We start from the raw sequence: 12,718 nt of genomic DNA on the forward strand, positions 1-12,718 counted from the left end.
ATCGAGGAATAAGATTTACACAAATCCCATCTCTATACGTAAATATACTTATAACTGAATGATGCAAACGGGGGCTTTCTGGAGCTACCGTCATCCTTGCTGGATTGCATTTGGCACGTCCCTCTCCCGAGCCGCTCGGTCACCGCGCGTCGCGCAGCCGCCATATGCGGGTTCATCGCCGCACGGCCCATGGCGCACTCGATTTCGGCGAGAACGACGGGAAGCTGGCTCGGATTGGTAATGGTGTAATCCGGGTGCTCGGTGGGATCGGCTGGCACCTTGTGGCGGCGCGGGGCCCAGTCGAGCCAGATCGACGTGATGCCCATACCGTTGGCACCCTTGACGTCGCGCCCAAGGTGATTGCCGACCATCACCACGCGTTCCGCATCGTCAAGGGTCAGCCCGAGGGCTTCGAGCGCAGATTCGAACATCTTGGCTGCGGGCTTGTCCACGCCCTGCACCTCGGAAATGATTTCGGCCTCAAAATGCGGTGAGATCCCATGATGGCCCAGCACATTGGCGAAGCTCTGGACCAGACCATCGGCAACGAGCGCAATACGATAGCCATCTTTTACAAGGGCTTGAATCATTTCTTTCGCGCCGGGGATGAGGTCTGCCTTCAGAACATGATCGGTGTCGTCCCGAACCTCGGTGGCTTCATCGACCATGGTGTCGCCACTGTCGAGCAGCACCGCCTTGATGAGCGGCTGGTCGGCCTTCACCTGCGCAAGAACCTGCGGCACCCTCGCGGCGATGAAGGCATGCAGATCAGGCCAGGAGACGAAATCGACACCGGCAAGATCGAAGCCTTGCGTAAAATCGTATGACGGCACGAAGGCGCGGTTCTGGAGATAGCGGCGGACCGCACGGTGGTCTTCGGGCGTGATGCCGGTGAGGACATCCTCAAACATATGATTGACGAGGACATGCCCCGCACTGGTCATCGAGGTGCACATGGCCGTAAGCCAGACCTCGCGCTCGCGGATGGGTTCGGGGGCGGCGTGGAAGGCGTGTTTGCCGGGTTCGGAATAAAGCGTCACCCTCCCCTCTTCGATCGGCAACGATCCGTCCGCACGGTGCATGGGGAAGAGCTTGCCGTGTGCGCTGGCGTCGACGCCGACGATGTTGTCGTTTTCATCGAGCTTGAGCCAGACATGCTCGAGTTCGTAAAGGTGCTGAATGTCCCAATCCCACCAGATGGCGTATTCAACGACCTTTGCCACGCCGGGCTCAAAGGTAACGTCGAGCGGCGCCGAGGGGGAGACCGCGGGAGAGGTTAGGACCGTGATGCCGGCTTTGGTAGGGAGGAACGGCTCGTTCGCGGCGAAGCGAATGATTGGAGCGATCCGCCGGGCGAGATCGAGGTCTTTTTGGGTCGGGAGCACCGGAACGGCGGCACGTTCATCGTAGGGCATAAGATTGTCTCATTGTCGTCATCGTGGCGCGTGCTTTCTGTAGAAAAGAAAACACCGCGAGATGACAAGGTGCAATGCCATAAAAGGCAAGCCGGGAGCGGGTCCCGGCATACCTATTGGAGGTCGAAAATCTGACCGCAACCCTAGCGCTGGCCGAAGAGCACCTTTTGGGCGCCCTTATCCTCGGCGAGGTTCATCTGCTGCTCTTCGGGGAGCTTGACGGCAAGGCCGCGCTCGACAGCGGGCCGGGCTTTGAGCCGCTCCTGCCAAGCGGCAACGTTGGGGAATTCGGCAAGGTCCATCCCCTGACGCTCCCAGCCAAGCGACCAACTCAGAGTGGCGATATCGGCGATGGAATAGTCGCCGGCGATATACTCCTGGCCTTCGAGCTGCTTGTTCAGAACACCATAGAGCCGGTGCGTTTCGTTGCGATAGCGGTCGATGGCGTACGGAATTTTTTCCGGCGCATAGATCGCGAAGTGGTGGTTCTGGCCAAGCATTGGACCGAAGCCGCCCATCTGCCAGAAGAGCCACTCGTCGACCTTGACGCGGGCACGCGGGTCGGTGGGATAGAACTTGCCGATTTTCTCGGCGAGGTATTTGAGGATAGCGCCGGATTCGAAAACCGAAATCGGCTCGCCGCCAGGGCCTTCGGGATCGACAATCGCGGGAATTTTGTTGTTGGGGGAAATCGCCAGAAATTCAGGCTTGAACTGATCGCCCTTGCCGATGTGGATCGGGTGGACATTGTAGGGCAGTTCCAGTTCCTCGAGGATAATCGAGACCTTGTGGCCATTGGGGGTGGGGAAATAATAAAGCTCAATGGGCTTGGTCTGGGTGGTCATGAGAGGTCGACCGCTCCTGTGGATCAATGGGAAATCGAGTCGCGCCCGAACAGGCGCTCAAGATCATTTCATCGTTATTTGCCGATGAATGCAAGGGGCCGCTTGGAAAACACCGGTGCGATAAAAGCGGCACCGGTGTTTTCTGTTCTACGAAACGGGCGTAAGGCGCATATGCGGTTCACGATCGCTGGTACGAGTCGGAGAGATGCCGTCCCGGTTGACGGTGATTGACACGCGGTGGCGGAAGGCGGAAAAGCTATCGAAGGTCACCACGTCGACAGGATCGTCGAACTGGACGGTGAGCCGGTGCATTTCGCCCGATCCGAGCGCAGAAACGCCAATAATGGTGCCCTTGAACGCCTGCTTTAGATAATGGCCCTTGACCCGCTGGCCAACCGCGAAGGCAGGGCCGCGGGTGACGGGCAGCACACCCGAAGCGGTATTCCAGTCCCGGAAGCCGTGAAAGCGCGCGACCATTTCGAGTGCCTGGCTGTGGGTTACGGGGTGGCCGGCCTCGGCCTGGTCGACGCGATATTGGCGCGCCTCGGCCTTGAGGTCGGTCGTGGTCAGTGAGGATGCCGGTTTGCGCATCGTCTCATTCTCCACGGCGGAAATTTGCTGCCTGGGAGCCTGCATTGCCATGCACCGCCGAAAGAGAGAGGACGATGAATAGTAGGCACGCGGCGGATTTCGCGGCGTGGAAGCCTTCACCAAAGGGCATTGCCCCGCAGGCGGCCGGCGCTTCAACCGAGGCGGGAGATAGGACTGGGCGCGGGTTTTGTCAACGCATGGCCGTCATGCGTTGCATACTGGTTCTCTAATCTTGGCCGAATCCGGCACTGGACATCGCTGCGCTGCAGCGTATAGCTCGCCTGTCTGACTGAGAGATCAAGCCGTGACGTTTATTCTGCTTTTTGCCGCCGGGGTGCTCGGCGGCGCCATTAATTCTCTGGCCGGGGGCGGATCGTTCGTGATGTTTCCGGCGCTTTTGTTCGCCGGGGTACCACCGGTGCTGGCGAATGCCTCCAATACCTACGCGTGCCTGCCCGGCTATGTGAGCGGGACGGTGGGGTATTGGAAGCATATCGCACCTCACCGGGACAAGCTCATCGCTTACGCCATAATAGGGCTCATTGGCGGGTATCTGGGGGCGGAAACACTAATGCGGACCTCCGACGCTCAGTTTGCGGCGATTATTCCGTGGCTGATGGCGTTCGCAGTAACGGTTTATGTTTTTGGGCAGCGGATCAATCGCTGGATCCGGGGGCGATCGAACGGCGCTAAGCATGCAGCGCGGGCCGGTGCGCTGGGGCTAGCGGCGCTTCTGCTGGCGATCTCGTTTTATGGCGGATTCTTCAATGCCGGGCTCGGGATCATCCTTCTCGCCTATCTGGCCCTTGCGGGGTTCGAGGACGTGCATGCGATGAACGGGCTCAAGCTGTTCATCTCGGCGCTCGTCTCAGTGACGGCGGTGGTGCGGTTTGCGGCGACGGGATCACTTGCGTGGGTCGAGGGATCGGTGGCGCTGGCAGGAGCGGTGGCCGGTGGGTTTGCTGCGGCCTATTTTTCGCATCTCGTCCCGCCGAAAGCGATCCGGGGGTTTGTAATCGTCTACGGGATTGGGCTGACGGTGTATTTCTTCTGGACGACATATGCCTAATCGCTCGGTGCAAGGCGGTCTTCGACGACCTCGGCCGTGCACTGGTTGACGAGTTCGTTGAGGCGCAGGTCCTCGTCGGGGGTGCGGGAAGGGTTGTTGACGAGCGGCCAGAGGTCGTTGTCTTCGATCTCATCGAGGGCGCAGGCGCAATAAGCCGTGCAGAAGGCTGCGTCGCCTGCGGATTGCCGACAGCTTTGTTCGCAACTTTGGGTGAAAAGCCGTGCCTGCATGGCGGCGCCGGGATTAGTGAGCGCGGCGATGCCCATCAGGATGGCGAGGAGGATGGGCTGGTGGGCGAGGTAGATGACGAGGCTCCAGCGGCCGGCTTTCGCGAGTCCACGACCCGCGGCACCCCCGGCCGGGATGGTGGCAAGGCGGTCGAAAAAGCCTGAGGCCCTGCCCCAGCGGGCAAAGGCGATACCGAGGAGAGCAACGCCGAACCAAGGGAAGATAGGGACGAGATCTTCGGCAGGAGGCGGTTCATCCCAGAGGCCGATCCAGGACCAGATTTTTTCACCGAAAAGCGGGTGTTGGACTGAGATCGAGGTTACGATGATGGTGGCGCCGAGGGCGATGACGAGCCAGAGCGGCGCGCGCAGGAACGCCAGCCCCATCAGGCTGAAGAGCGCGATGGCGTGGAGGACGCCGAAATAGACGAAGGCGTTCGGTGAGAAGAAAAGCGTGCCGACGGTGACCAGGAACGCGGCGCCAACGATCAAGGCGAAGCGGCGCCAGAAGGCGCGCCAGCGGATGGCTTCACCGTGGGCGAGGACAAGCGAGATGCCCGTCAAGAAGATGAAGCTGCCGACGATGAGCTTTTGGAAAATCACCCAGCCGATTTCAGCGCGCAGATCGAGCACGATGAACTGGAGGTAGGCCAGATCCCAGGCGAAATGGTAGACGACCATCGCGAGGATCGCGAGGCCGCGGGCGATGTCGATGACCGCAAGGCGCTGGCGCCGCGGGCCGCCTGTGAGGTCAGTAAGGCCACTCACGCGTTGGTTGCCTTTATCCAGACTGCGGCGTCATGGAAGGCTGCGCCGCCGAAGGGGCGAACGGGGTCCGAGCCGATTAGGGTATTGATTCCTCTGCCCTTTCTATGCGCCTTGTGGGGGTGAAGGCCTTCAGCGACGACGACACCGGGATGGAGGCCATCGAAGAGTTTCAGCGTCAAATCGACCGCGCCGCGGTGGTTGCCGACGGTGACGTAGCTGCCTTCGGAAAGGCCAAGGTTTTCAGCGTCTTGGGAGTGCATGAGCAGTGACGGCGCGCCTTCGCGCTTCTGGCTGCCGGGGGTTTCACCGAAGGTGGAGTTGAGGAAGGTCCGGGCCGGGCTCGTCGTCAGGCGGAAGGGGTGTTTCGCGCTCGTGGGCTCGTTCCAGTCCACATAGTCAGCGTATCGAGGCATTTCGGCGGGATCGCAGACCCATTCGGTGCCGCGTTTGATACGGGTTTCCTCCCAGTCGGGCTTGAAGCGGAATTTGCCGTCCGGCCAGCCGAAGCCATTGGAAAAGCGGGCCTTTTCGTCGGGGAGCGCGCGATCGACGAAGCCGGTTTTGGCGATCTCGTCGAGGTTGCCATAGCCGGATTTTTCGAAGGTCTCCGCAACCAGCTCGCGGTCGGTTTTTCCGGTCACAGCGTCGGTCGCGCCCACCTTTTCGGCGATGGCCTCAATGACACAATCGTTGGATCGCGCCTCGCCGGGCGCATCGATCAGTTTCGGACCGAAAAGGACACGGGTGTGGCCACCGCGGGTATAATAATCGTTATGCTCAACAAAGGTCGTGGCCGGCAGGACAATATCCGCCATCTGTGCCGTCTCGGTCATGAACTGCTCGTGGACAACCGTAAAAAGGTCTTCGCGTTCAAAGCCTTGGCGGGTGAGGTTGTGATCGGGAGTCACCACCATGGGGTTGGTGTTCTGGATCAGAAGCGCCTTGACCGGGGGGCCGTTCTTGAGCGCTTTGGTGTCACCGGTGAGGATGGCGCCGATGCGGGAGAAGTCGAGCGCGCGGACATTGGGGTTTTTCCACGATGACCCCACGATGGACGACTTGTCCAAACCCCATGCGCCGGAGTTGGAATGGAAGGCGCCGCCGCCGCGATGTTTCCACGCACCGGTCATGGCGGGGATCGAAAGCGCGGCGTGCATGTTGGTCGCGCCGTTGCGCTGGCGCGAGAAGCCGTAGCCGAGGCGGAAATAACTTTTGGGGTTTGCGCCCACGAGATGAGCGAAAGCTTCGATATCTTCCACCGAGAGGCCCGTTATCGCGGCAGCCCATTGCGGGGTCTTGGTGCCGAGGTGCGCGGCGAAACCCGGATCGAAATCGGTGCGGGTTTCAAGGAACTCAATATCGGCGAGGTTATCGCGCAAGAGGACATGCATGACCGCAAGCGCGAGAGCGCCGTCGGTGCCGGGGCGGATGAGGAGTGGGACGTCGGCCTGCGCCATGGTGGCGGTGTGATAGATATCGACGACCACGATTTTCGCGCCGCGCTCGCGGCGGGCACGGATGGCGTGGGTCATGACGTTGATCTGTGTATTGACCGGGTTTGTACCCCAGATGACGACAACATCGCTTTCGGCCATTTGCTCGGGGTTGGGGCCCGTGAGCATCCCCGTCCCGGCGATGTAGCCGGTCCACGAGATCATGGTACAGATGGTGTCGTACTGCTCGGAGTAACCCTTGGCGCGGCGCAAGCGGTTGAGGCCGTCCCGCTGCACATGGCCCATGGTGCCAGCGTAATAATAGGGCCAGATCGCTTCGGCGCCGAACTCAACCTCAATTTCGAGGAAACGGCGAGCGATCTCGTCGAGCGCCTCATCCCAGGTAATCCGTTCCCACTGCCCTGCGCCCTTCCTGCCGGTCCGGCGCATCGGATGGAGCAGCCGGTCGGGATGGTGGACGCGCTCTGCGTAGCGGGCGACCTTTTCGCAGATGACGCCAGCAGTATAGGGGTCGTCCTTGGCACCACGCACGCGGCCGATGGTGCCTGCATCGACGATGTCGATGTCGAGCGCGCAGGTCGAGGGGCAATCGTGCGGACAGACGGAACGGGCGGTGCGGGCGGCAGGCTTGTTCATGGAGTGAGGCGTGTCCTTGGTTGGTGGCCATTCTATGGCCGCATATCCGCCCTGTCAGCTGGGCGAGTCATTCATTTCTCTGATCAAGACGACATCGGAAACTGATTCAACTTGCTAAAACCTTGATTCAAGGCTTTTGCGAACAGATTCGGTTGGTTCGGATAACCCATTGACGCGACGTAGCTTTGTTGGCCGATGAAGCGGATAGCGGTTCCACATTGTCGAGACCGAAATGGTGGAGGTTGTTCTTTTCCAGGCGCAACACCGGCGATGGCGGCAGCCGCCGGATGCTCTTCAACCGGATCGCACTCGCCGGAGCCGGAACCGTTTCCCGACGATGTTTCGACAGATTTCGCTGGAAACCGGGCCAATTGCGGGAGGCACACGTTGGCGCGCCCCTCTTTAGAACTGGCGTGGCGCTTATGCTGGAATCATTTCGCTGCGTGTGCGCCCCGGAAAAAGCGCCGCTCGAAGCAAATCCTCCGTAACGGACTTGACCCGACGCATAAAGCGCGTCTTTTTTCTCGCGGCGGGGGGCATCGCATTGGAGGCATTTTTGACACATTTTCGCTCTCTCACTCTTTCCGTTTTCGCGAGCATGGCGCTGGCCGGCTGCAGTTTTATGTCGGGCGGCGGCGGCACAACGGATGTCTATGACGCGCTCGCCAGCGGGATGTCCGCCCGCTCGGTGGGAAAAGTCGGCAATCTGGTCGGAGCCGGGCCCGCTGAGGTATCGATGACCCGCAGCGGCAGCCTTATCGAAGTCGGTGTCAACGGCGAGGTTTATGAGCTTCCGGGAACCTCGCAAACCCCGTTCACCAACCCGCAATGGGTCAACCGCCAAGAGTATATCGATTACCGGTTCGCCGGTGGAGCCGATTCGGCGTCGCTGATCGCCGGGCAGTACATGGCAATCGCCGGTGTGGAAGACGGCGTTACAGGTGACATTTACCTCATGCATGGTGGCGTCGAGACGCCGACGAGCGGCTTGCCACTCCTGAGCGCTATTTACGAGGGCGCGTGGGAAGTCAGACATGCGGATGGCGATCCTACAGATTCCGGTGTGTTCGCGGCCGCCGCCGATTTCGATGCAGGGTCGATGAACATCGATATTCAGAACAGTTCCGGATCAACTGTCGGCTCAGGTGCCGGCGGGATTTCGGGCAACGCTTTCGCCACAAACTTCGATGTCAACATTAGCGGCAGCCCATCGAACAACGAACTGGCTGGCAAATTTTACGGTCCCACCGGCCAGGAAATGGCCGGGGTCATAGAGGGAGAGGAAGTTTTCGGAGGCAATCCGACTTACGGCGTTCTTTACGGACACCAGAGATAGCCAGGCACAGACGGCGGGCCGGGCTGCTTCGCCCGCCCGCCTGAGCGGGACAGGGTAAATACGTAGAAGCCGTTTACTGCATGTGCACCTAAAAACGCTGCGCTCGAAGCGCGTGCCGGTGGCTTACTTGATCCGATGCGCGATTCCGTCCTATATCCGGCCTCGCAGGGGTACAAGCATCGGAGATACGCTCTTGACCCAACTGCGCTTTCTTACCCTTCCTGTTATTGCGAGTCTGGCCTTGGCCGGCTGTTCGACCACTTCGGGCGGCGGCACCAATGGCGGCGGCGCTACGCCGCCTCCCGATCCGACGACGGAGAAAACCTTCCGCGAACAGCTCGCCGAAGGCGTGAACGCTGAGACTACCCGCCTTTCTCAAGGTGCAGTAGCAAACGGCACGGCGAACATCACTATGGCTGGGTCCACTACAATTGGGTCCGTGAATGCCCCAAAAACTCTGAGCGTAACCCTGGATGGCACGACCTATGATATGACGTTGTTCAGTCTCAGTACTACCAAGGGCACAAACTATTCGACCTTTAAGTTCCACGATAGCGCCGACAATAACCAGGTCGGAACTCTGATCGTTGGCGATAATGTCGCTGTCGGGGACGTCAACCTGGATCACAATGCCAGCATTTTTGGCGTTCGCGCTGGCATCCTAACTGCGGCTGATGCGATGCCGAACCAGACGGCCTCCTACGCCGGCAAGTGGCACCTTGGCGCTTCCAGCACCGGTTCTTTGGATGCGACAGCGAATTTCGATTCCGGAACGATCGCGTTTGATATCCAAGACCTTGCAGGCGCTCCAACGGGTGCCGGCATCGGCTCAATTTCAGGCAATAGTTTTGCCAGTTCGTTTGATATCTACCCCTCGACAAACACTGTATTGGGCAATTTTTATGGCCCCGATGCTGCGGAGATGGCTGGAATCATCACTGGCGACAGCGCGCCGGACGTTGGCTACCTCTACGGCAGCAAAAAGTAACGGGATAGCCATTTGCCCAATCGCGGATGCCGCCGGCTGGCATTAGCACGTATCGAGCGCTGACTGGCCGGACCACAACACCAGCCAGCGCTCATTGTGTTCTCATCGAATAGTTGAGATCTTTCCAACGACAAAAAATAATCGGGAGAACCTGCGTGCCCCGCATTCCCTTCCCTGCCATCGCTGCTCTCGCCGCCCTCGGCTTGCCGGGTTTATCGACGATAACGGCGGATGCGAAACCTATGGCCAGATCACCAGGCATCAGCGCTAACCGGCGGGTAAAGGGAAATACAAATATGATCAAATCGGGCATTTTGGCCGCGCTCCTCGCCAGTTTCATTTTGTGCACGCCCCCGGCACATGCGCAAACGCTTACCGACGTTATCCAGGCCATGGCGGAGGATGATTTCGTGCAGGCAGAGGCACTCGCGCGGCAGGTTGATGCCAGAGAAGGGCGCGGGGATATTCTTGCGGCCTTCGTCGCCGCCTCCCGGCTCGAGACAGAGGGTCGGTGCGCAGATGCGGCGACGCTCGCCGATGCGGTGATCACCGCGATCCCGTTTTTCGCTCCCGCCTATATGATCGCCTACCGTTGCCACAGCCAATTGGGGCGCAATGAGGTTGCCGCCGAGCGGCTGCGGGCGCTGTCGGGGGTCATGCCGCCGGGGCCGGAGCGCGATGTGGTGCTGCAACTGCTCCAGAACGAGGAAGCGCGGTACCGCCCGACGGTGAGCGGGTATTTCAACGTTGTGCCCTCCTCGAACGCGAACCGGCAGACCTCGCAAAGCGAGCTCATTCCGGGGCTGCCCTGGATCATCCCCGAAGAGGCCCGGGGGCAATCGGGGGTGATCTTCCAGGCCGGGGGCGCGGTCGCCCAAAGGCTCTGGGGAACGAACGATCTCTATCTGACCGGCGTACTGCGGACCGACATCCGGTATTCGACCGTCGACAAGCAATTCGAGCCCTATTTCACCGCCGAATTGCCGCTCACCTTCCGGCGGGACGCGGACACGACCTATGTGACCGCACCCTATGGACGGATCGGATTGACCGATAACGTGCATACGCTTACCGAAATCGGGCTGCGCAACAGGGCGTCGCTTGCGCTTTCGGAACGGCAGCGGCTGGCGCTCGAGTTGACCTTCGCCGCGCTCGAACGGCCCGAGGACACGCGCCGGAGCGGCTATGCGATCGATGGATCGGTGGCGCTATCGACCATTCTCAGCGAGACGATGACGCTGACGACGGCGCTCGACGTGGAGTTCGAGCACACCGACGATGCCGCGTTGCGCACCTTCGAGGTGAGCGCGCGCGGGCGACTCGACACGCTGTTGTGGGACGGACTGCTGGTGGGGCTGGAAGGCACGCTGGGGAGGCGCTTTCATAACCGCCCGCCCCCGCTCTCGTTGGGACCGGATCAGGTCGACACATTCGCGACCGGAAAGATCGATCTCAGCCACCGCGAATTCGCGATCGGGCCGGTGATGCCATCGATCTATTATCAGTACACACGGAGTTGGTCGGACAACGTCTATTACGACTACGACAGCCACGATATCGGGCTCACCTTACGGACGAGCTTTTAGTCCTACTGGCCAGCGTCATTGAAAATGGCGGGTTTCCCAACTCACCACCCGGTTTATCCGGGTGATCCAGCGGCGCGCCGTCTGGCGCGCGGAAGACTCTTCATGATGCCGTGTCTGGCGCAGATGCTGGACTGGATCACCCGGACGAGCCGGGTGATGACGGGAGGGGAGGATGCAGTAACCCGTCATTCTCAATGACACTCGCGACTACTGCGTCACAAGCACCATATCGGCCTGCAAATGGCAGTTTTCCTGCGGTTCGATGCTCACGTGCTTACGGACGAGCTTTCAGGATTTACGCTGCAACCGCCGGGGAAGCGAACTGGCGGCGCAGGTGCGAGAGGAAGGTCTCAAGCGCGGCATCCTCACTGCCAGCCCGGCGCTTGATGCCGATATTGGCATCGACCAACGGACACTGGGCATCCAGATCGGAAAGGATCGTCAAGCCCTCGGAAACGAACCAGCGCGGGGCGATGGTGATGCCCAGCCCGTTGCGGACGGTGACCGAGAGCAGCGATGCGTTCGAAGAGGAAAAGGCGATGCGCCATTGCCGTCCTGCCCTGGCGAGCGCGGCAACACCGGCCTCGCGCCATGAGCAGCCGTCCGACCAGGTCGAAAGCGGGATTGGATCCTCGAAATGCAGCGTGCGTCCCGGCGCGCCGATCCAGTGCAAACGATCAACGCGTAGCGTTTCCATATTCCCGTCGTCGGGATAGCACGAGACGATCGCCGCATCGAGCGTGCCATCGTCGACCTTCGGACGCAGCTGCCGGGTGGTGCCGGTCATGACGTCGACTTGAACGGACGGATGACTGACCGAAAAGGTCGAAAGCGCCTCGGGGAAAAAGGCCTGGGCGTATTCGTCGACGGCCCCAATACGGATGGTTCCGCTCACCTCGGGCGGACGGAAGGCGTTTACGGCCTCGTCGTTGAGGCGAACCATGGACGCCGCATATTCCATAAGCTTCCGGCCATCGGCGGTGAGCACGTTGCGGCGCCCGTCCTTTTCGAAAAGCGCAACGCCAAGGATTTCCTCAAGCCGCTTCATCTGGGCCGAGACAGTTGACTGAGTCTTGTTGATGCGCGCGCCGGCAGCACCGAAACTGCCGGTTTCAGAGATCGCCAGGAAGGTACGCAGAAAGTCCGGATCGAGGGAAAACAAGGCCCCGCCTCCATATCATTAGAAATTTCGATGCTTATATCAAAAAACATTCGTTAGATCAATTAATCGAAATGAGCGATGGTTTTGTCATGATCAATCGAGAGGATTTGATTATGACCATGATCGAGCGTAATCGCTATATCGAACGGAGCCCGTTCTTCTGGATCGGCAAGGCTGTGCTGACGGCAACCATGACGAATGCCCAACCCCATGCCGAGCAGCACCCCTCCCGCCTCGGCAAAACTGCCGCGAAAATCGTCGATCTTGCGCAGGCCTGGAAGCGCAAGCGCAGGCACCGGAAGGCACTTTTGGACCTGAAGGATATGGAGGACTGGCAGCTCAAGGATATCGGGGTCACCCGGTCCGCGGTGGAGGACGCGCTATTCACCCGCAAATGAAAGTCCCGCCTTCTCCATGGCGTCGAGCACCGGCGGAAGCGATCCGGGTCCGACGCCATGGAGCGCAAGGAATTCCGTGCGCGTGAGTTTGGGGATGGGTGTCATTGGCGTTCTCGTTGGAGACTATTCCGGTCAATTGTACGGGAACCTCACAATTGCCTTGCCTTCCGCGCTTTCCCGCTATAGATACCGCCCAGCATTCGTCCGGCCGGGGGCTGAACGGAGGGTTGGTGTATTGTTTCG

At 60.3% G+C, this 12,718-nt stretch carries 13 protein-coding genes; 5 read left to right on the forward strand and 8 right to left on the reverse strand.

What is annotated here, in order from left to right; all coding sequences use genetic code 11:
• Positions 1–32 precede the first annotated feature (32 nt).
• The 3 genes from LG281_RS04250 to LG281_RS04260 form a co-directional block, all read right to left on the reverse strand.
• On the reverse strand, positions 33–1,415 hold the full coding sequence (locus tag LG281_RS04250; protein WP_404404682.1) for an HAD family hydrolase: 1,383 nt from the start codon (positions 1,413–1,415) through the stop codon (positions 33–35).
• A gap of 143 nt (positions 1,416–1,558) precedes the next feature.
• Entirely contained in the window at positions 1,559–2,260 is a 702-nt protein-coding gene (locus tag LG281_RS04255) for a glutathione S-transferase N-terminal domain-containing protein (protein ID WP_404404684.1), read from the reverse strand.
• 147 nt (positions 2,261–2,407) lie between these two features.
• Complete coding sequence (locus LG281_RS04260; protein WP_404406617.1) at positions 2,408–2,830, reverse strand: glyoxalase superfamily protein; 423 nt, start codon at positions 2,828–2,830, stop codon at positions 2,408–2,410.
• Positions 2,831–3,155: 325 nt separating this feature from the next.
• On the opposite strand from LG281_RS04260, the gene LG281_RS04265 reads away from it, so the two are divergent.
• A complete protein-coding gene (locus tag LG281_RS04265) occupies positions 3,156–3,920 on the forward strand; it encodes a sulfite exporter TauE/SafE family protein (protein ID WP_404404686.1) in 765 nt (254 codons plus the stop codon).
• Here LG281_RS04265 and LG281_RS04270 read toward each other — a convergent pair.
• Positions 3,917–4,915: a DUF1624 domain-containing protein gene (locus LG281_RS04270; RefSeq protein ID WP_404404688.1), complete on the reverse strand. Its 999-nt coding sequence runs from the start codon at positions 4,913–4,915 to the stop codon at positions 3,917–3,919. The two genes, LG281_RS04265 and LG281_RS04270, sit on opposite strands and share 4 nt — an antisense overlap.
• Positions 4,912–7,005 (reverse strand): molybdopterin-dependent oxidoreductase, encoded by a 2,094-nt coding sequence (locus LG281_RS04275; RefSeq protein WP_404404690.1) that lies wholly within the window; start codon positions 7,003–7,005, stop codon positions 4,912–4,914. The genes LG281_RS04270 and LG281_RS04275 overlap by 4 nt, the downstream gene beginning before the upstream one ends.
• Positions 7,006–7,561: 556 nt before the next feature.
• On the opposite strand from LG281_RS04275, the gene LG281_RS04280 reads away from it, so the two are divergent.
• Positions 7,562–8,341: a transferrin-binding protein-like solute binding protein gene (locus LG281_RS04280; protein ID WP_404404692.1), complete on the forward strand. Its 780-nt coding sequence runs from the start codon at positions 7,562–7,564 to the stop codon at positions 8,339–8,341.
• Positions 8,342–8,534: 193 nt separating this feature from the next.
• A complete protein-coding gene (locus LG281_RS04285) occupies positions 8,535–9,329 on the forward strand; it encodes a transferrin-binding protein-like solute binding protein (protein WP_404404694.1) in 795 nt (264 codons plus the stop codon).
• 91 nt (positions 9,330–9,420) lie between these two features.
• Here the strand turns inward: LG281_RS04285 and LG281_RS04290 are convergent, their stop codons facing one another.
• Positions 9,421–9,642: a hypothetical protein gene (locus LG281_RS04290; protein ID WP_404404696.1), complete on the reverse strand. Its 222-nt coding sequence runs from the start codon at positions 9,640–9,642 to the stop codon at positions 9,421–9,423.
• On the opposite strand from LG281_RS04290, the gene LG281_RS04295 reads away from it, so the two are divergent.
• Positions 9,626–10,915 carry a surface lipoprotein assembly modifier gene (locus LG281_RS04295; RefSeq protein ID WP_404404698.1) on the forward strand — a complete coding sequence of 430 codons (1,290 nt, stop codon included), beginning with the start codon at positions 9,626–9,628 and terminating at the stop codon, positions 10,913–10,915. The genes LG281_RS04290 and LG281_RS04295 overlap by 17 nt on opposite strands.
• Positions 10,916–11,210: 295 nt before the next feature.
• On the opposite strand, the gene LG281_RS04300 is transcribed toward LG281_RS04295, so the two are convergent.
• Positions 11,211–12,077, reverse strand: coding sequence for a LysR family transcriptional regulator (locus LG281_RS04300; RefSeq protein WP_404404700.1), 867 nt, complete (start codon positions 12,075–12,077; stop codon positions 11,211–11,213).
• Between the two features lie 113 nt (positions 12,078–12,190).
• On the opposite strand from LG281_RS04300, the gene LG281_RS04305 reads away from it, so the two are divergent.
• Complete coding sequence (locus LG281_RS04305) at positions 12,191–12,475, forward strand: DUF1127 domain-containing protein (protein WP_404404702.1); 285 nt, start codon at positions 12,191–12,193, stop codon at positions 12,473–12,475.
• On the opposite strand, the gene LG281_RS04310 is transcribed toward LG281_RS04305, so the two are convergent.
• The gene (locus tag LG281_RS04310) at positions 12,458–12,580 is read right to left on the reverse strand and encodes a hypothetical protein (RefSeq protein ID WP_404404704.1); all 123 of its coding nucleotides are present in this window, start codon (positions 12,578–12,580) and stop codon (positions 12,458–12,460) included. The two genes, LG281_RS04305 and LG281_RS04310, sit on opposite strands and share 18 nt — an antisense overlap.
• Between the last annotated feature and the right edge of the window lie 138 nt (positions 12,581–12,718).

The organism is Pelagibacterium halotolerans, assembly GCF_044811015.1.
Lineage (GTDB): Bacteria > Pseudomonadota > Alphaproteobacteria > Rhizobiales > Devosiaceae > Pelagibacterium > Pelagibacterium halotolerans_A.